This window comes from Micromonospora sp. IBHARD004, from assembly GCF_052814115.1.
The window spans coordinates 3,102,982-3,120,370 of the sequence record NZ_CP199934.1 but is presented as its reverse complement, the minus strand read 5'-3'; the positions used below and the strand labels follow the sequence as shown (position 1 = coordinate 3,120,370).

Below are 17,389 nucleotides of genomic sequence, written 5' to 3'. Positions count from 1 at the left end.
GGGGGCCGGCGCCACGAGCGCCGGCCCCCTCCCTCGTCTCTACGGTGGGTGGGTCGGTTCAGTCGCCGGCGGCCGGCAGGCCGGCGGCGGCGAGCGAACGGCGTACCGCGGGCTGCACCCGGGTCAGCCGCAGCGGCACCCCGGTCCGGGCCGCCGCGTCGCGGCCGGCCATCAGCGCGGCGATCCCGCCCGCGTCGACGCCGCCCGCACCGACCAGGTCCACCACCACCTCGCGGGGCTGCCCGGTCACCGCCTCCAGCATCGCCCGGCGCAGCTGGTCCGCGCCGTCCCGGTCGACGTCGCCGCCGACCTCGACGACCACCCGGTCGCCGCTCTGCCGCACCGAGATCCGCGTCTTCGCCGGCTCCGCCGACTCGGCGGCGCCGTTCTGCCACGGCGGTGGGGCGTCGGCGAGCATCGCCTGGCGCAGCCAGGTCAACGCCCGGGACAGCAGCCGGGAGACGTGCATCTGGGAGATGCCGAACCGGGCGGCGATCTCCGCCTGCGTCTGGTTGCCGTAGAAGCGCATGGCGAGGATCCGCCGCTCCCGCCAGGGCAGCCGGTGCAGCAGCCCGCTGACGGTCACCCGGTCGTCCACCGATTCCAACGCGTTGTCCGACTCGCCGACCAGGTCGCCGAACTCGGCGGAGCTCTCCCCGCCGACCGGCGCGTTGAGCGAGGCCGGGCTGTAGCCGGCGGCCGACTCCAGCGCCGCGAGGATCTCCTCCTCCGGCGTCTCCAGCCGATGGGACAGCTCGGCGACCGTGGGCGCCCGGGACAGCTCGCTGGTCAGCGCCGCCGTCGCCTGCCCCACCTCCAGGATCAGGTCGCGCAGCCGGCGGGGCACGTGCACGCCCCAGGTGCGGTCCCGGAAGTGCCGTTTGATCTCACCGACGATGGTGATCGCCGCGTACGCAGTGAACGACCCGCGTTCCGGGTCGTACCGGTCCACGGCGTTGACCAGGCCGAGGCGGGCCACCTGCTCCAGGTCCTCCAGCGGTTCCCCCCGACCCCGGTAGCGGCGGGCCAGCCGTCCGGCGAAGGGCAGCGCGAAGCGGACCAGGTCGTCCCGTGCCTCCTGCCGCCGCTCCGGCGGCAGTCCTTCGATCCGTGCCGCGTACGCCAGCGCCGCCGCGTCGAGGTCTTCGAGGCCCCGATCGGTGGGTGGTGGTGTGGTCGTGGTGGTCTGTCCGAACATCCGCGCCTCCCTCAGGAAGGTCCCCCGCCCGGATTGGGAAACCGGTCATGCGCGTGGTCGGGCCACGCACCGGGCCGGAAGTGGGTTACGTGACTGGCACGCCAGGAGCGACGACAGCCCGCCACACGGCGTCATCGTGCCGTCGCAGCGAGCGGTGTTCCCGCTCCGTAGGTACTCAATCACGGACCGCGAGTTCGCGAGGATGTTTCGCCGGGGTTGGTGTCGGCCGGCGTGGACCGGTCCGCCGGCCCCCGCTCAAATCCGGTCAGGAGACCAGCAACCCCTGGTGGGCGCCGGTGTCCCGGAGCACGTCCACCGCCTCGGCGACGCGCAGCGGCGGCGGGACGGGCAGGTCGTACGGCTGGTTGCGCAACACCTCCGTGGCACGCCGGGTCGGCACCGAAGAGACCGGGTAGCCCCGCGCGGACCCCCGGTCCAACGACCGCCGCCGCCGCCCGAACGCGGCCACCGCCAGCCACTGCGGCAGGCCGGCCAGCGCCGGCGACCGGACGCCCGGCGGCTCGGGCAGCACGTCCACCGAGCTGAACGGCTCGCTGCCGGCGAGCCACCACTCCACCCCCTCCACCCGGCGTCGGGTCGCGTTCTCGCACCAGTACGGCACCATCCCGGCCCGGACCACCTGCCACGGGTCGAGCAGCCGCCCGCACTCCACCACCAGCCGGTCGCCGGTCTTCCCGGACCGCCGCAGCCAGCGCCGGTACAGGTCGGCCGTGGCGGCGCTGAGCGCGTCCGGCTGCGGGAAGAGCACCTGGTGCAGCGGATGACCGTGCCGGCCGGTCCAGTCCCGGGCGCTGAGTTCGAAACCGGACTCCACGCCGTGCTCGGCGTGCCCCTGCGGGGCGGAGACCTCCGGCGGCTCCCAGTGCGCCCCGTCGCCGCCGGCGGAGCGCAGCACCTGGCGCAGCGCGTGCGCGTCCGGGTGGAAGTCCACCGGTTCGAGGCCGCTGGCCGGGGAGCCGACCTGGAAGCTGTGACCCCGGCCCTCGTCGAGCACCGGCCAGGTGCGGGCGTCGCGCAGCAGCAGCACCGCCGCGCCGGGTTCGAGCCGATCGGCCAGGAACCGCGCGTACGCCGCCGGCAGGCGCCGCCAGCGCACCGCGAGGGCCACGGTGGCGCCGGCGAGGGCGCCCCGGCTGGCGGGGCAGTGGACCTGCCGGACGTGCACGTCGGAGTTGCCGGCGAGCAGGCGGGCGGCGAGCGCGGCGCCGTGGTCGAGGGCGGCGCGCGGCCGGTCGACCGCGCCACGGGTCCAGTGCGCGGTCAGCTCGAAGGCGGCCGGCAGCCAGGGCACGCCCAGCGCCACCGCCAGGTGCGCGGCGGAGCCGTGCGCCGAGCCGAGCACCAGCCCGGGGTAGCGGCGCCGCGGGTACTGGTCGACGATCCAGCGCGCCACCCGCTCGGCGTCCACCTCGGCGGCCTGGGCGGGGCTGAGGGCGACGCGGCCGGCGGCCCGGTTCGCCGCGGCCCGGCGGACCGGCTCCGGGGCGCCGGTGAAGCGGGACAGCGGGGTGGGGTGCCCGAGGTCGCCGCAGTCGGTGCCGCGCAGCGCCCGGGCGGTCGCCGCGACCAGGATCCGGGCGGTGCTGCCCGCCGCCACGACCCGGTCGCCGGCCAGTCCGGCGCCCTCAGCCGTGAGCCCCACCGGCACCTTCGGCACCGGCCCCACCTTGCCTCGTTCGCTCACCACGCGGCCCGGCTTCCCGTCCCTATGCGGTCTAAACGGGGCATCCCTCCACGGGAAGGATCAATCCTCGGGTGCGCGGCGGAGGGGTGGTCCGGACGCACCGGACCCAGCGACGTCCCTTCGCCGGGTTTTGCCGTCCGGGGACGGAACCCCTTGCCGGGGTTCTCGGCGACCTTGCCGGGAAGTCGCCTCGTCGGGGCCGGGGACGTTCGCGGAACTGGATTCGACTGGTGCCCGGTCGGTGTTGCGCCGGTTCGCAGATGCCTGGTTCAGCGCGGCGAAACGCCGCAAGCACGGCGACCGCCGAGGTCCCGGTGATGGTCCACCCGCCCGGTGAGGAACCGGACTCCGATCGAGTGGCCGGAGTGGACCTCCCGAGCCGGGTCGGCGGGGGTCGCGGCGCTGGCGGCGGCACCACCTGCGGCTACGGCAGTGGCAGATCGGCCGGCTCCTGCAGGTCGTCGCCGACAAGGCCGCCCTGGCCGGCAACAAGGTGCGGCTGGTTGACGAGCGGGGTACTTCCTCCACGTGCCCCGCCTGCCGCAGGCGGGTGCCGAAACCTCGTGGGCGGACGTTGTCCTGCCCGCACTGTCGATTCTCCGGGCACCGCGACCTGGTCGCGGCCGCCAGCATCGCCACCCGCATCCCTGGCGGCGGACCCACCACCCGGTGGGAGTCGCTCGCCCCCATGGCACGCACCGCATATCCGGTGAACGTCGCTGGACACCGCACTAAACGAGGTCCTCGGCCTCCACGCTCACCTGCGCCTCGAGCATCCGCTCGCGGACCCGTCGGGCGGCGTCGCCGTCGGCGAAGACCCCGCGCAGGTCGGCCAGCGCCGGCTCGGGCGGGTTCAACGGCACGGCCGGGTCGACCACCGCCTCCAGCACGCTGGGCCGGTCCGCCGCGAGCACCTCGTCCCAGGCCGGACCGACCAGCTCCGGCCGGTCGACCCGGACGCCGTGCAGGCCGAGCAGCCGGGCCCAACCGGCGTACGGCACGTCCGGTCGCCGGTCACCCAGTTCGCCGGTCGGCCGCGGGCCGCCGCCCATCCCCGAGTGGTCCCGGTTGTTCAGCACCAGGATCACCAGCCGCGGGTCGCGCCACTCCCGCCAGTGGTGCGCCACGGTGATCAGCTCGGCCAGCCCGTTGAGCTGCATCGCGCCGTCGCCGAGCAGGGCGAGCACCGGCTCGTCCGGGCGGGCCAGCTTGGCGGCCACCGCGTACGGCAGGGCGCAGCCCATCGAGCCGAGCGTCCCGCAGAGCTGCGCGCGGACGCCCGGGGGCAGCTCCAGGTGCCGGGCGTACCAGTAGAGGACCGACCCGACGTCGACCGCGACCGAGCCGTCCCGGGGCACCCGGGCGGAGAGCTCGTGGAGCACGAGTTGCGGGTTGACCGGCTCGGCCGGGGCGGCGGCCCGGTCGGCGGCGGCCTGCCGCCAGCGGTCCACGGAGCTCTCGACGACGCCCCGCCACTGCTGGTTGGGCCGGTCGGCGACCCGGCCCAGCAGCGCGCCCAGGGTGTCCGCGGCGTCGCCGACCAGCGGAACGTCCACCGGGTACCGGCTGCCGATCCGCCGTCCGTCGATGTCGATCTGGATGGTCCGCACCTGTCCCGGCATCGGGAAGTAGTCCGTCCACGGGTCGTTCGTGCCGACCAGCAGCAGGGTGTCGCAGCCCCCCATCAGCTGAGCGGCGGCGGTGGTGCCGACCTCGCCGAGCACCCCGGTGTGGAACGGCAGCCGCTCGTCCAGCACCGGCTTGCCGAGCAGCGAGGTGGCCACCCCGGCGCCGAGCCGGTTGGCCAGCGCCACGATCTGGTCGGCGGCGCCGTGCCCGCCCTGGCCGACCAGGATCGCCACCCGCTGGCCGCCGGCGAGCAGCGACGCGGCGGCGTCCAGGTCGACGTCGTGCGGCAGCACCCGGGCCAGCGGCTCGCCCGGGGTCGCGGTCAGCACCCCCGCGGTCTGCGGCAGCAGGTCCGGCACCACGGCCACCTGCAACGCGCGCGGCAGCACCACGCAGGTCGGGCTGCGGGTGGCGGCGGCGGTACGGAACGCCTGGTCGAGCAGGGCGGGCACCTGCTCGGGCCCCCGCCCGTACCGGACGAACTGGTTGCAGACGTCGCCGAAGAGCCGACTCAGCCCGATCTCCTCGTGCGCGCCGCCGAGCGGGCCGGTGATGTCCTCGCCCACGATCGCCACCACCGGCTTGCTGTCCAGCTTGGCGTCGTAGAGGCCGTTGAGCAGGTGCACGGCGCTCGGCCCCTGGGTGGCGAGGCAGACCCCGATCTCGCCGGTGAACTTGGCGTGGCCGGTCGCCATGAAGGCGGCGGTCTCCTCGTGGCGGGCCGGAATGAACGCCGGGTCCCCGCCGGCGCGGTCCAGCGCGCCCACCAGGGGGGCGATCGCCTCCCCGGGGTAGCCGAAGGCCCGGGGGACCCGCCAGGCGCGCAGCCGCTCCACCACCAGGTCGGCGACCGTCCGGTCAGCCATTGCCCCGCCCGGGGGTACTGACGTCGACGTAGCGCAGCACCGCGCCGACGCCCTCGGTGAGCTCGGGCGCCTCCTCCGGCGCGAGCACGGTCAGCTCGGCGTCGGTGCCGACCAGCGCCCGGAGCAGGGCGGCGTCGGCCCGGACCCGCTGCGGGTCGGCCACCGACATGTTCCTCAGCTGCCCGGGGTCAGTGGCGATCTCCGTCGGTTCCGGGCCGATCCAGAGCTTGCCGTTGGCGGAGGCGTCGTCGACGATCAGCATCGTGTCGACCTGGTTGCGTTGCAGCGCGGAGACGACCGCCTCCAACCCGGCCCCCACGTCCTCCTGCACGCCGAACCGGTCCAGCGCGGTGGCGATCCGCTGGTCGGCGACCTCGGCGATGGTCTGCACGGTGAGGTCGTCCATCGCCATCGGGTCGGCGCCGCCGGTCCGCGAGCCGGCGTCGGTGCGGACCAGCACGTCCTGCCAGCGTTCCGGGAGCTGCGCGGCGATCATGCCGGTGGCCCGGATGTCGCCGGCGACCACCACCACGTCGGCGCCCACCTTGTCGGCCAGCTCCGCGGTGGCCGCGGCGGCGTCGCCGGCGTTGTGGTGCCAGGCCTCCATCGCCGCCCGCTGGTAGCGGGACTGGGACCAGCCGCCGGGATTGACCCGGCGCAGTTGGTAGCTCTCCCGACCCTTGACGTGCGCCTTGCGGGGCACCCCGCCGGCGCTGACCGCGATGGCGTCCGCGCCGGTGCGGTCGGCGAGCACCCGCACCCAGGCGACCTGTTCGCCGCGCTGGGCGACCAGCGGCATGGTGTGCGGGAGGGTGGACCAGCTGGCCAGGTCCCGCAGCGGCGGCGCGGAGAGGTACTCGGAGAGCACCACCCGTCCGCCGGTGGCGAAGACGGCCAGACCGTAGTCCCCCGCCATCGGGTCGTGCCCACGGACCACCCGCTCGACCGCGTCGATGTTCGCCGGGTCGGCGCCCTGCTCCAGCAGTTTGCCCTTGAGGGCCCGCCAGCGCAGGTCCAGCGCGGGACGGGAGTCGTGGGTGTCCCGGGAGGCGTCCAGATAGACCGAGCACCACGGCCCGGGACGGTCGTAGAGCGGACGCAGGAAGGACAGCTGCATGCTCGACCCCTTTCCAGCTCGGCCGCACGCATACCCGCGCCGTCCCGGATGTCACCTGGCGGCCACCGCGTGACCGGCGTTCATTCACGTCGTTCAACGCGAGGAGTCGATACCATCAGTAAACGAAACGGGACTCTCGGTGGTGATCATGGATACTGACCTCCACATCCGACGCGCGGTCCATCCGACGGAGCGGATCGTCACGGGGCGGGTGGTCCGGTTGCTGGAGGGCTACCCCCGCGAGGTGCGGGTGGGCCAGCCCGTGCTGATCGCGGTGCTCACCGCGGCGGGGGTGATGGGGCTGCTGATGCTGCTGGTGCGGTCGCTGCTGAGCAGCGGCGGCGGGGGCGCGCGGCGCAGCTTCAAGGAGTTGAAGAAGGGGCCGGAGTTCCTGGTGACCCCGCTGCGGCTGCGCGACGGCGCGAACCGGCTGCTGGAGGTGGAGCTGCACGGGCACCTGCCACAGAGCGCGCTGCACCCCGCCGACCACGTGCAGCTCACCCTGCGCCCCCAGCGCGACCCGGAACTGCCGCCGCGGATCGAGCGGATCGTCAACCTGACCACCGGCCAGCTGCTCAGCCCGCGTACCGCGACGGTCTGGTCCCACCTCGGTCCGCCGCTGCTGCTCCAGGCGATGCTCGGCGCGCTGCTGCTGGTCGGGGTCGCCGCCTGGACGGCGCTCGGCTGAGGTTTCCGCCCGGCCGGTCGCGGGCACCGGTACGGCCATGTTCGCCGGATTCACCCTCGAGGAGATCGACGTCGGCCCGGTGCGGCTGCGGGTCCGGCACGGCGGGTCGGGGCCGCCGGTGGTGCTGCTGCACGGGCATCCGCGGACCCATGCCACCTGGCACCGGGTCGCCCCGCTGCTGGCCGAGCGGCACACCGTGATCTGCCCGGACCTGCGGGGCTACGGCGGCTCGTCGAAGCCACCGAGCGACCCGGCGCACACCACGTACGCCAAGCGGGCGATGGCCGCGGACGTGGTGGGGCTGCTCGACGCGCTCGGCCACGACCGGGCGGCGGTCGTCGGCCACGACCGGGGCGCGTACGTGGCGATGCGGACCGCGCTGGACCACCCGGCTCGGGTGAGCCGGCTCGGGGTGCTCGACGGGGTGCCGATCGGCGAGGCGCTGGCCCGCTGCGACGCCCGCTTCGCGGCCCGCTGGTGGCACTGGTTCTTCCTCGGCCAGCTCGACAAGCCGGCCGAGCGGGTGATCAACGCCGATCCGGACGCCTGGTACGGCGGCTCGCCGGAGGCGATGGGCGAGGAGGCGTACGCCGACTACCGCCGCGCCATCCACGACCCGGCCACGGTGCACGCGATGTGCGAGGACTACCGGGCCGGCCTGGGCCCGGACCGGGCGGCGGACGACGCCGACCGGGCCGCCGGCCGGCGGATCGGTTGCCCGGTGCTGTTCGTCTGGTCCGAGCGGGACGACATGGTCGAGCTCTACGGCGACCCGGCGGCGATCTGGCGGGACTGGGCCGACGACGTCCGCGCCGCCTCGGTGGACTCCGGGCACCACATGGCCGAGGAGACGCCGGAGCGGCTCGCCGCGGTGCTGGCGGACTTCCTGGCCGGCTGAGCGGCCCGGCCTGTCACCGGGCAACGCGCGGGCCCGCGTCGGGGTCGTCCGGCGGGTCAGCCGACCGGGGTGAGGCTGCGCTCGGGGGTCGAGGCGTCGTGCAGCAGGCCGCGCCGGCGGGCCCAACGTTCGAAGACGAGGGTGGCGAACGGCGGCACCGCGCAGGCCAGCGCCACCACGGTGGTCACCAGGCGCCACCGGCGCAGCCGGGCCACCACGAGGACGAGGATGCCGTACACCACGAAGAGCGCGCCGTGGATCGGCCCGAAGACGTGCACGCCGATCTCGTTGGCGGGCGGGCCGTACTTGACCGCCATGCCGGCCAGCAGGGCCAGCCAGGAGCAGGCCTCGGCGATCGCCGCCGCCACGAACAGCCTGGTCATCTTCTCGCGCATCGCCTCTCCCCACCGGTCGCCGGCCATGCTAACCAGCGCGGCGGGGCGAACCGCGCGCCCAGACGCCGGACGCGACGGGGATCACGGAGGCGCTGGCTGGGTAGGTAAAGAGACCTTCGGGTCTTCCCCGCCCCGCCGTGTCATGCAAGGTTAGGGGAACCAGCGGTGACAGGGTGGTGACCATGGGCGAGGACGTCGGCGCGCGGACCTTCAGCCGGGAGGACCGAGCTCGCTACCGGGAGAAGGTACGCCGCTGTCTCGACGTCTTCGCCGAGATGCTGCGCGAGTCGCGCTTCGACGTGGAGCGGCCGATGACCGGCCTGGAGATCGAGCTGAACCTGGTCGACGACGACTCGCAGCCGGCCATGCGCAACGCCGACGTGCTGGCCGCCATCGCCGACCCGGCCTTCCAGACCGAGCTGGGCCAGTTCAACGTCGAGATCAATGTGGCGCCACGCCGGCTCGTCGGCACCGGCACGGCGCAGTTCGAGGAGCACGTCCGGGACAGCCTGAACGCCGCCGAGGAGAAGGCCCGTACGGTCGGCGCGCACATGGTGATGATCGGGATCCTGCCCACCCTGCGCCCGGAACACCTGACGGCCGAGACGCTCTCGGCGAATCCCCGCTACGCGCTGCTCAACGAGCAGATCTTCGCCGCCCGCGGTGAGGATCTGCGGATCTCGATCAGCGGCGTGGAGCGGCTGGCCACCACCGCGGACACCATCACCCCCGAGGCGGCCTGCACCAGCACCCAGGTCCACCTCCAGGTCAGCCCCGCCCAGTTCGCCGACTACTGGAATGCCGCCCAGGCCATCGCCGGCATCCAGGTCGCCCTCGGCGCGAACTCGCCGCTGCTCTTCGGCCGGGAGCTGTGGCGGGAGACCCGGGTGCCGCTCTTCCAGCAGGCCACCGACACCCGCCCCGAGGAGATCAAGGCCCAGGGGGTACGCCCCCGGGTCTGGTTCGGCGAGCGCTGGATCACCACCGTCTTCGACCTGTTCGAGGAGAACGTGCGCTACTTCCCGGCGCTGCTGCCGGTCTGCGACCCGGAGGACCCGGGCGAGACCCTGGCGGCCGGGGACGTGCCGAAACTCGCCGAGATGCGGCTGCACAACGGCACCATCTACCGCTGGAACCGGCCGGTCTACGACGTGCTGAAGGGGCGCCCGCACCTGCGGGTGGAGAACCGGGTGCTGCCCGCCGGCCCGACCGTGCTGGACACCATCGCCAACAGCGCCTTCTACTTCGGGCTGGTCCGGGCCCTGGCCGAGTCGGACCGGCCACTGTGGTCGCAGATGTCGTTCAGCGCCGCCGAGGAAAACTTCACCAGCTGCGCGCGGCACGGCATCGACGCCCAGGTGTACTGGCCGGGGCTGGGCTACCTGCCGGTGACCGAACTGGTGCTGCGCCGGCTGCTGCCGCTGGCGTACCACGGGCTGGACCGGTGGGGGCTCGACCCGACCGAGCGGGACCGGCTGCTCGGCATCGTCGAGCAGCGCTGCCTGACCGGGCGCAACGGCGCGACCTGGCAGGTGGAGACGCTGCACCGGCTGGAGTCCGCGGACCACCTGGACCGGCCGGAGGCGCTGCGCGAGGTGGTCCGGCACTACGTGGAGCTGATGCACAGCAACCGCCCGGTGCACGAGTGGCCGATCCCCTGATCCGGCTCAGCCCCGGTCACGGTCCCAGGGCGACGGGTCGTCGCGCAGCCGGCTGTAGAGCCACCCGTCGCGCCAGGCGCCGGCCCGGAACTCGCAGGCGCGCACCACGCCCTCCAGCTGGAAGCCGGCCTTCTCCAGCGACCGCTGCTCGGCGACGTTCTCCGGGTGGGTGCCGGCCTGGATCCGCTGGGCCGGGGTGTGCGCGAACAGGTAGTCGCAGAGCAACGCCTGGGCCCGCCAGCCGACGCCCCGGCCGCGCCAGTCGGGCAGCAGGGCGATGCCGATCTCCCAGTGCTTCGCCACCCCGCCGTACAGCCCGGACCGGTAGCTGACGAAGCCGGCCGCGACGTCGTCCGGCCCCACCTGGACGATCAGCCGGCCGTCCTCCGCACCGAGGTAACCGTCGTCGGCGAAGCGGCGGCCGGGCGCGGCCGGGTCCCGGAAACCACCCCAGTCCAGCCCGATCAGGCCAGGCTCGACGGCGAACCGACCGAACAGCGCCAGATCCGGCTCGGCGACGGGGCGCAGCCGGACGACGATCCCATCGGCCTCGTGGACGGTCCCGGCGACGGACACCGGAGGGTAGCCGTGCTCCATCCTCCGGACGGTAGCCGTTCGACGACCCGGCCGCCGTACGACGAGGCGGCCCGGGGCGTGACCGCGCTGCCCGCCGCCTTCTGGCGCGCCCCGGACCGGTAGCGGCGGCGCGGCCGGCCGGCGGCCCAGGCGGTGTCGCGGGCGGGCCGGCCCGGTCAGAGCGCGACGATCGCCGCCGTCTCGGCGGGCAGCTCGATCCCGTCGCGCATCACGGTGACACCGGTGCCGGTGGCCAGCAACACGCTGCGCACCACCCCGGGCAGGTTGATCCGCTGCGGCTTGGCGGCGAGGTTCGCCACCACCAGGCACTCGCCCCGGCGCATCAGCAGGAACTGGTCACCGTGCCGGACGTCGACCGCGTGCAGCCGGGGGTCGGACAGGTCGGGGCGGCTCCTGCGCAGCGCGATCAGCCGCCGGTGGAAGTCGTACATCTCCCGGTGCTCGGGCTTGTCCAGCTCGGCCCAGTCCAGCCGGGAGCGGACGAAGGTCTGCGGGTCCTGCGGGTCGGGCACGTCCCCGGGCGGCCAGCCGTGCGCGGCGAACTCCCGCCGCCGCCCGGTCGCCACCGCGGTGGCCAGCTCCGGCTCGGGGTGGCTGGTGAAGAACTGCCACGGGGTGGTGGCCGCCCACTCCTCCCCCATGAACAGCATCGGGGTGAACGGTCCGGTCATCAGCAGGGTGGCGCCGACCCGCAGCAGCGCCGGGGAGAGCGTCGCGGAGATCCGGTCTCCGGTGGCCCGGTTGCCGATCTGGTCGTGGTTCTGCAGGTACGCCACGAACCGGTGCCCCGGGGTGCGCTGCCGGTCGACCGGTCGGCCGTGGCTGCGGTTGCGGAAGCTGGACCAGGTGCCGGCGTGGAAGAATGCGCCGGTCAGCACGTCGGCGAGGCACTCCAGCGAGCCGAAGTCGCCGTAGTAGCCCTGCCGTTCGCCGGTGAGCAGGCTGTGCAGGGCATGGTGGGCGTCGTCGTTCCACTGGGCGTGCAGGCCGTAGCCGCCGGCCTCGCGCGGGGTGATCAGCGTCGGGTCGTTGAGGTCGGACTCGGCGATCAGCGACAGCGGCCGGCCCAGGTGGGTGGAGAGCGACTCCACCTCGACCGCCACCTCCTCGAGGAAGTGGGTGGCGCGGGAGTCCGGCATGGCGTGCACGGCGTCCAGCCGCAGCCCGTCGACGTGGTAGTCGCGCAGCCACATCAGCACGCTGTCGATGATGTAGCGGCGCACGCCGTCGGAGTGCGGGCCGTCCAGGTTGACGGTGCGCCCCCAGGTGTTGCTCTGCTCGGTGAGGTACGGCGCGAACATCGGCGCGTAGGCCCCGGAGGGCCCGAAATGGTTGTAGACGACGTCGAGGATCACCCCCAGCCCCTTCGCGTGCGCGGCGTCGACCAGGCGTTTCAGCCCGTCCGGCCCGCCGTACGGCTGGTGCGGGGCGTACCAGCAGACCCCGTCGTAGCCCCAGTTGTGCTCGCCGTTGAAGGCGTTCACCGGCAGCAGCTCGATCATGTCCACACCGAGGTCGACCAGGTGGTCGAGGCGACCGATGGCCGCGTCGAAGGTGCCCTCCGGGGTGAAGGTGCCGATGTGCAGCTCGTAGAGGACGCTGCCGGGCAGTTGCCGGCCGGTCCAGCCCTGGTCGGTCCACCGGTGGGCGGCGTGGTCGTAGAGCCGGCTCGGGCCGTGCACCCCGGCCGGCTGCCAGGCCGAGCGCGGGTCGGGCAGGGCCCGGTCGTCGTCGTCGAGCAGGAACGCGTAGTCGGTGCCCGGCCCGGTGCCCGGCACCTCGATCCGCCACCAGCCGTCCGGGCCGGCGCGCATCTCGTGGTCGGCGGCGCCGGGCAGGCGCAGCCGGACCCGGGCGGCCTCGGGCGCCCACACCGTGAACTCGGTCATGCGGCAGCCTCCACGGAATCGGTGGGAGCCAGCAGGGCGACGGGATACGTGCTCAGCAGATCATGCATCAGCAGCTCAGAGCCACTGTAGACCCGACCGGTGAACATGTCAGTGACCGAATGAACGGGAAGTGACAGGGTGGTGTCCCGCCAGCCGCCGGCCCGGTCCAGGCGCATCGGCAGCCGGGTCGCCACCGCGATCGCGCCGCCCCGGTCGAAGGCGAGCGCGTGCGCCCCCGCCGGGCCGCGCGCCGGCACCGGGCGGTAGCCGGCGAAGAGCTCGGGGCGGTCCCGGCGCAGCCGCAGCGTCCGGGAGACCACCAGCAGCTTCGCTGCGCCGTCGGCGGCCACCTCGGGTCGCCAGCCGCCGTCGAGCCGGGCCAGCAGGTCCCGTCGTACGGCGAAGTCGACCGGCCGGCGGTTGTCCGGGTCGACCAGCGAGTTCTCCCAGAGCTCGGTGCCCTGGTAGGTGTCCGGCACGCCCGGCATGGCGAGCTGGACCAGCTTCTGCCCGAGCGAGTTGGACCAGCCGGCCGGGGTGATCCCGGCGGCGAACTCGGTGATCTCGGCGTGCAGCTCCGGGTCGTCGTACATCCGGTCGACCAGGGCGTGCAGCTCCCGTTCGAAGGCCGGGTCGGGGTCGGCCCAGCCGGTGGAGACCGACGCCTCCCGGGCGGCCTTCTCCACGTACGCGTGCAGGCGGTCCCGCTCGATCGGCCAGGCCCCGACGGCGGTCTGCCAGAGCAGGTGGGCGAAGGCGGGGTCGGCCAGCGGCGCGCGGGACATCCAGTCCGACACCCGCCCCGCCCAGCGCCCGGGCAGTTCGGCCAGGACGGCGAGCCGGGCCCGCACGTCCTCGCCGCGCTTGGTGTCGTGGGTGGAGAGGGTGGTCATGCTGTCCGGCCAGCGCACCTGCCGGGCGGCGGCGAACCGGTGGAACTCGGCCGGCGGCACGCCGAAGTGGGCGGGGCTGCCGCCGACCTCGTTGAGCGCGACGAACCGGCTCCACCGGTAGTAGGCGGTGTCCTCCACGCCCTTGGCCATCACCGCGCCGGTGAGCTGCGGGAAGCGGGCGGCCAGCTCGTGCCCGGGGTCGCGCAGCCGGGCGGTGACCGCGTCCAGGGTGGCGGTCAGGTCGGGGCGCCGCCGGCCCGCCTCCGACCGGGCGGCGGCCAGGTGCCGGGCGCCCTCCGGCGGGTAGCCGCGGTAGACCGGGAAGCAGGCGGCCAGCTCGGCCAGCGCCGCCCAGGCCTCCTCCCGGTCGAGCTGCGGGACGAGCGCGGCGAGCCGGGTCAGCTCGGCGGCGAGCAGCCGGGTGGCGGCGGCCAGCTTGGTGTCGTGGGTCAGGTTCTCCCACGAGGTGGCGTGCCCGGTGAGCCGGGTGTCGAGGGCGGTGAAGTCGCCCTCGGCGTCCGGGTCGACGAAGAGCCCGCTGACTGCCGCCAGGGCGTCGTAGCCGGTGGTGCCGTCCACCGGCCAGGCCGGCAGCTCCTCGCCGTACTCGAGGATCTTCTCGACCAGCAGCCACGCGGTCGGCGCGGCCGCGCGCAGCCGGGCGAGGTAGCCGGCGGGGTCGCGCAGCCCGTCCGGGTGGTCGACCCGGATGCCGTCCAGCTCGCCGGCGTCGGCCCAGCGCAGGACCTCCGCGTGGGTCGCGGCGAAGACGGCCGGGTCCTCCACCCGCAGGCCGGCCAGGTCCGAGACGGCGAAGAAGCGGCGGTACGTCAGCTCGGCGTCGCCGCGCCGCCAGGAGATCAGCTCGTAGTGCTGCCGGTCGTGCACCTCGCGCGGGGTGCCCGCGCCGGTGCCGTCGGCGATCGGGAAGCGGTGCTCGTGGTAGCGCAACTCACCCTCCACGACCTTGAGGTCGTCGAGGGCGTCGGGGCTGTCGGCGAGCACCGGCAGCAGCAGCCGGCCGCGGTCCCAGTCGATGTCGAACCAGTCGACGTACGCCGAGTCGCGGCCCCGGCGCAGCACGTCCCACCAGGCCGGGTTGGCCGCCGGTTGGGCGACCCCGGCGTGGTTCGGCACGATGTCCACGACCAGGCCCAGCCCGGCGGCGCGCAGCGCGCGGACCAGCCGCTGCCGGCCGGCCTCGCCGCCCAGCTCCGGGTTGACCGCCCGATGGTCGACCACGTCGTAGCCGTGCGCGGAGCCCGGGGTGGCGGTGAGCAGCGGCGCGCTGTAGAGGTGGGTGACGCCGAGGTCGGCGAGGTAGTCGGCGAGCCCGGCGGTGGCGTCGAGGTCGAAGCCGGGGCGGATCTGGACGCGGTAGGTCGACCCCACCCGCGTCGTCGCTGCCGTCGTCACGTCGGGTCGGGGGGTGTCGGACATGGACATGTCAGGCAGTCCTCTCCAGGACCAGCAGGGAGCGGTCGGGCACGCAGATGGTGCCGCCCGCCTCCACCAGCGTGGTCTTCTCCGGATCCGGTTCCGCGGTGCTGATCACCAACTCCCACCGCTGCCCGAACTCCTCCCCGGGCAGGGTGAAATCCAGCGGCGCGTCGTGCGCGTTGAACAGCAGCAGGAACGAGTCGTCCCGGTGGCGCTGGCCGTACTGGCCGCGCTCCGGGATGCCGTCGCCGTTGACGAAGAGGGCCACTGAGCGGCCGAAGTCGTTGCCCCAGTCCTCGCCGGTCATCTCCCGGCCGTCGGGGGTGTACCAGGCCAGGTCGGGCAGGCGCGATCCGGCGGCCCGGCCGCCCACCGGCAGCCCGGTGAAGAACCGGCGCCGACGGAACACCTGGTGGCGGTTGCGGAAGTCGGTGAGCCGCCGGACGAACCCGAGCAGGTCGTCGTCGGCCCGCTCCCAGTCGACCCAGGCGAGCTCGCTGTCCTGGCAGTACGCGTTGTTGTTGCCGTGCTGGGTGCGGCCCAGCTCGTCGCCGTGGCCGATCATCGGCACGCCCTGGGAGAGCACCAGGGTGGCGAGGAAGTTGCGCCGCTGCCGGGCCCGCAGGGCCAGCACCGCCGGGTCGTCGGTCTCCCCCTCGACGCCGCAGTTCCAGGACCGGTTGTGGCTCTCGCCGTCCCGGTTCTCCTCGCCGTTGGCCTCGTTGTGCTTGTCGTTGTACGACACCAGGTCGTTGAGGGTGAAGCCGTCGTGGCAGGTGACGAAGTTGATGCTGTGGAACGGGCGGCGGCCGTCGTCCTGGTAGAGGTCGGCGGAGCCGGAGATGCGGGAGGCGAACTCGGCGAGGGTGGCCGGCTCGCCGCGCCAGAAGTCCCGGACGGTGTCCCGGTACTTGCCGTTCCACTCGGTCCACTGCGGCGGGAAGTTGCCGACCTGGTAGCCGCCGGGGCCGACGTCCCACGGCTCGGCGATCAGCTTGACCTGGCTGACCACCGGGTCCTGCTGCACCACCTCGAAGAAGGTGGAGAGGCGGTCGACCTCGTAGAACTCGCGGGCCAGGGTGGCGGCGAGGTCGAAGCGGAAGCCGTCGACGTGCATCTCGGTCACCCAGTAGCGCAGCGAGTCCATGATCAGCTGGAGCGAGTGCGGGCTGCGCACGTTGAGGCTGTTGCCGGTGCCGGTGTAGTCGACGAAGTACCGCCGATCCTCCTCCGAGAGCCGGTAGTAGCTGGCCGTGTCGACGCCCTTGAAGCTCAGCGTCGGGCCGAGGTGGTTGCCCTCCGCGGTGTGGTTGTAGACCACGTCGAGGATCACCTCGATGCCGGCGGCGTGCAGCGCCTTGACCATGCCGCGGAACTCCTGGACCTGCTGGCCGAGCCGGCCCAGCGCGGAGTAGCCGTGGTGCGGGGCGAAGAAGCCGATGGTGTTGTAGCCCCAGTAGTTGCGCAGCCCCAGGTCGGTCAGGCGGTGGTCGTGCACGAACTCGTGCACCGGCATCAGCTCGACCGCGGTCACCCCGAGCCGCTTGAAATAGTCGATCATGACGGGCGAGGCGATCGCCGCGTACGTGCCGCGCAGCTCCGCCGGGATGTCCGGGTGGCGCATGGTCAGCCCCCGAACGTGCGCCTCGTAGATCACCGAGTGGTGGTACGGGGTGCGCGGCGGCTTGTCGTTGCCCCAGTCGAAGTACGGGTTGACCACCACCGACTTCGGCATGAACGGCGCCGAGTCGTCCTCCGACATCCGCTCCGGTTCGCCGAGCACGTAGTCGTAGATGGGCGGGCCCCAGGTGACCGCCCCGTCGACCGCCTTGGCGTACGGGTCGAGCAGCAGCTTGTGCGGGTTGCAGCGCACCCCGTTGGCCGGGTCGTACGGGCCGTGGACGCGGTAGCCGTAGCGCTGGCCGGGCTCGATCCCCGGGATGTACGCGTGCCAGACGTAGGCGTCGACCTCGCGCAGCTCGACCCGGCGCTCGGCACCGGTGTCCCACTCGTCGAAGAGGCAGAGCTCGATCCTCTCGGCCACCTCCGAGAAGATCGCGAAGTTCGTCCCCATCCCGTCGTAGGTGGCGCCCAGGGGATAGCTCTCGCCCGGCCAGACCTGCATGTCGCTCCTTCGGCACATGATCATGAGCGCACCGGACGGGCGGACCGCCGGTGCGCACGCCGCTAGTGCCCCGTCGCCGGAGCGGCCAATCCACCTGTCCGGACCACACCCGATATTCACCCACCTGAGCTGCGGCGGAGCTTTGGGTGTCCTCAGTCACGATATGCCTTTTCGAGATGCGCGGAACCGCGTGATGCCCTTTCCTTGATGCGGACCCGCCCGCGCGGGCGGGTCCGCTCGGCCTCTCGGCCCCCTCCACCCCCTTTCCGCCGCCACCGTTGCCGGCGC

At 73.8% G+C, this 17,389-nt stretch carries 12 protein-coding genes and 1 pseudogene; 4 read left to right on the top strand and 9 right to left on the bottom strand.

Annotation, left to right across the window (positions count from 1 at the left end; all coding sequences use genetic code 11):
• Positions 1 to 58: 58 nt before the first annotated feature.
• The gene (locus tag ACTWO6_RS15130) at positions 59 to 1,198 is read right to left on the bottom strand and encodes a SigB/SigF/SigG family RNA polymerase sigma factor (RefSeq protein WP_446220250.1); all 1,140 of its coding nucleotides are present in this window, start codon (positions 1,196 to 1,198) and stop codon (positions 59 to 61) included.
• 265 nt (positions 1,199 to 1,463) lie between these two features.
• The gene (locus tag ACTWO6_RS15125; RefSeq protein ID WP_446220249.1) at positions 1,464 to 2,876 is read right to left on the bottom strand and encodes a hypothetical protein; all 1,413 of its coding nucleotides are present in this window, start codon (positions 2,874 to 2,876) and stop codon (positions 1,464 to 1,466) included.
• A 520-nt stretch (positions 2,877 to 3,396) separates the two neighbouring features.
• Here ACTWO6_RS15125 and ACTWO6_RS15120 point away from each other — a divergent pair.
• Positions 3,397 to 3,477 (top strand): annotated as a pseudogene (locus ACTWO6_RS15120) (hypothetical protein); the annotation flags it as partial.
• A gap of 157 nt (positions 3,478 to 3,634) precedes the next feature.
• On the opposite strand, the gene ACTWO6_RS15115 reads toward ACTWO6_RS15120, so the two are convergent.
• Positions 3,635 to 5,398: a thiamine pyrophosphate-binding protein gene (locus ACTWO6_RS15115; RefSeq protein WP_446220248.1), complete on the bottom strand. Its 1,764-nt coding sequence runs from the start codon at positions 5,396 to 5,398 to the stop codon at positions 3,635 to 3,637.
• Positions 5,391 to 6,515 carry a baeRF2 domain-containing protein gene (locus tag ACTWO6_RS15110; RefSeq protein WP_446220247.1) on the bottom strand — a complete coding sequence of 375 codons (1,125 nt, stop codon included), beginning with the start codon at positions 6,513 to 6,515 and terminating at the stop codon, positions 5,391 to 5,393. The genes ACTWO6_RS15115 and ACTWO6_RS15110 overlap by 8 nt, the downstream gene beginning before the upstream one ends.
• Before the next feature lie 139 nt (positions 6,516 to 6,654).
• Between ACTWO6_RS15110 and ACTWO6_RS15105 the strand changes: the two genes are divergently transcribed.
• Both ACTWO6_RS15105 and ACTWO6_RS15100 read left to right on the top strand, forming a co-directional pair.
• Positions 6,655 to 7,203, top strand: a complete 549-nt coding sequence (locus tag ACTWO6_RS15105) for a hypothetical protein (protein WP_446220246.1) — start codon at positions 6,655 to 6,657, stop codon at positions 7,201 to 7,203.
• Positions 7,204 to 7,240: 37 nt separating this feature from the next.
• Positions 7,241 to 8,101: an alpha/beta fold hydrolase gene (locus ACTWO6_RS15100; RefSeq protein ID WP_446220245.1), complete on the top strand. Its 861-nt coding sequence runs from the start codon at positions 7,241 to 7,243 to the stop codon at positions 8,099 to 8,101.
• Between the two features lie 56 nt (positions 8,102 to 8,157).
• Here the strand turns inward: ACTWO6_RS15100 and ACTWO6_RS15095 are convergent, their stop codons facing one another.
• Positions 8,158 to 8,496, bottom strand: a complete 339-nt coding sequence (locus ACTWO6_RS15095) for a DUF3817 domain-containing protein (protein ID WP_446220244.1) — start codon at positions 8,494 to 8,496, stop codon at positions 8,158 to 8,160.
• A gap of 182 nt (positions 8,497 to 8,678) precedes the next feature.
• On the opposite strand from ACTWO6_RS15095, the gene ACTWO6_RS15090 reads away from it, so the two are divergent.
• Positions 8,679 to 10,157, top strand: a complete 1,479-nt coding sequence (locus ACTWO6_RS15090) for a glutamate-cysteine ligase family protein (RefSeq protein ID WP_446220243.1) — start codon at positions 8,679 to 8,681, stop codon at positions 10,155 to 10,157.
• A gap of 6 nt (positions 10,158 to 10,163) precedes the next feature.
• On the opposite strand, the gene ACTWO6_RS15085 is transcribed toward ACTWO6_RS15090, so the two are convergent.
• The 4 genes from ACTWO6_RS15085 to glgX form a co-directional block, all read right to left on the bottom strand.
• A complete protein-coding gene (locus ACTWO6_RS15085; RefSeq protein WP_446220242.1) occupies positions 10,164 to 10,754 on the bottom strand; it encodes a GNAT family N-acetyltransferase in 591 nt (196 codons plus the stop codon).
• Positions 10,755 to 10,909: 155 nt separating this feature from the next.
• Positions 10,910 to 12,643, bottom strand: coding sequence for a malto-oligosyltrehalose trehalohydrolase (gene treZ, locus ACTWO6_RS15080; protein WP_446220241.1), 1,734 nt, complete (start codon positions 12,641 to 12,643; stop codon positions 10,910 to 10,912).
• Positions 12,640 to 14,976: a malto-oligosyltrehalose synthase gene (treY, locus tag ACTWO6_RS15075; protein ID WP_446220667.1), complete on the bottom strand. Its 2,337-nt coding sequence runs from the start codon at positions 14,974 to 14,976 to the stop codon at positions 12,640 to 12,642. Before treY ends, treZ begins: the two co-directional genes overlap by 4 nt.
• 7 nt (positions 14,977 to 14,983) lie before the next feature.
• On the bottom strand, positions 14,984 to 17,101 hold the full coding sequence (gene glgX, locus ACTWO6_RS15070) for a glycogen debranching protein GlgX (protein ID WP_446220240.1): 2,118 nt from the start codon (positions 17,099 to 17,101) through the stop codon (positions 14,984 to 14,986).
• Between the last annotated feature and the right edge of the window lie 288 nt (positions 17,102 to 17,389).

Coding starts and splice junctions, on each gene's coding strand:
- ACTWO6_RS15095 (WP_446220244.1), bottom strand. CDS start 8,496: ATGCGCGAGAAGATGACCAGGCTGTTCGTGGCGGCGGCGATCGCCGAG.
- ACTWO6_RS15085 (WP_446220242.1), bottom strand. CDS start 10,754: ATGGAGCACGGCTACCCTCCGGTGTCCGTCGCCGGGACCGTCCACGAG.
- ACTWO6_RS15110 (WP_446220247.1), bottom strand. CDS start 6,515: ATGCAGCTGTCCTTCCTGCGTCCGCTCTACGACCGTCCCGGGCCGTGG.
- glgX (WP_446220240.1), bottom strand. CDS start 17,101: ATGCAGGTCTGGCCGGGCGAGAGCTATCCCCTGGGCGCCACCTACGAC.
- ACTWO6_RS15130 (WP_446220250.1), bottom strand. CDS start 1,198: ATGTTCGGACAGACCACCACGACCACACCACCACCCACCGATCGGGGC.
- ACTWO6_RS15100 (WP_446220245.1), top strand. CDS start 7,241: ATGTTCGCCGGATTCACCCTCGAGGAGATCGACGTCGGCCCGGTGCGG.
- ACTWO6_RS15115 (WP_446220248.1), bottom strand. CDS start 5,398: ATGGCTGACCGGACGGTCGCCGACCTGGTGGTGGAGCGGCTGCGCGCC.
- treZ (WP_446220241.1), bottom strand. CDS start 12,643: ATGACCGAGTTCACGGTGTGGGCGCCCGAGGCCGCCCGGGTCCGGCTG.
- treY (WP_446220667.1), bottom strand. CDS start 14,976: ATGTCCGACACCCCCCGACCCGACGTGACGACGGCAGCGACGACGCGG.
- ACTWO6_RS15090 (WP_446220243.1), top strand. CDS start 8,679: ATGGGCGAGGACGTCGGCGCGCGGACCTTCAGCCGGGAGGACCGAGCT.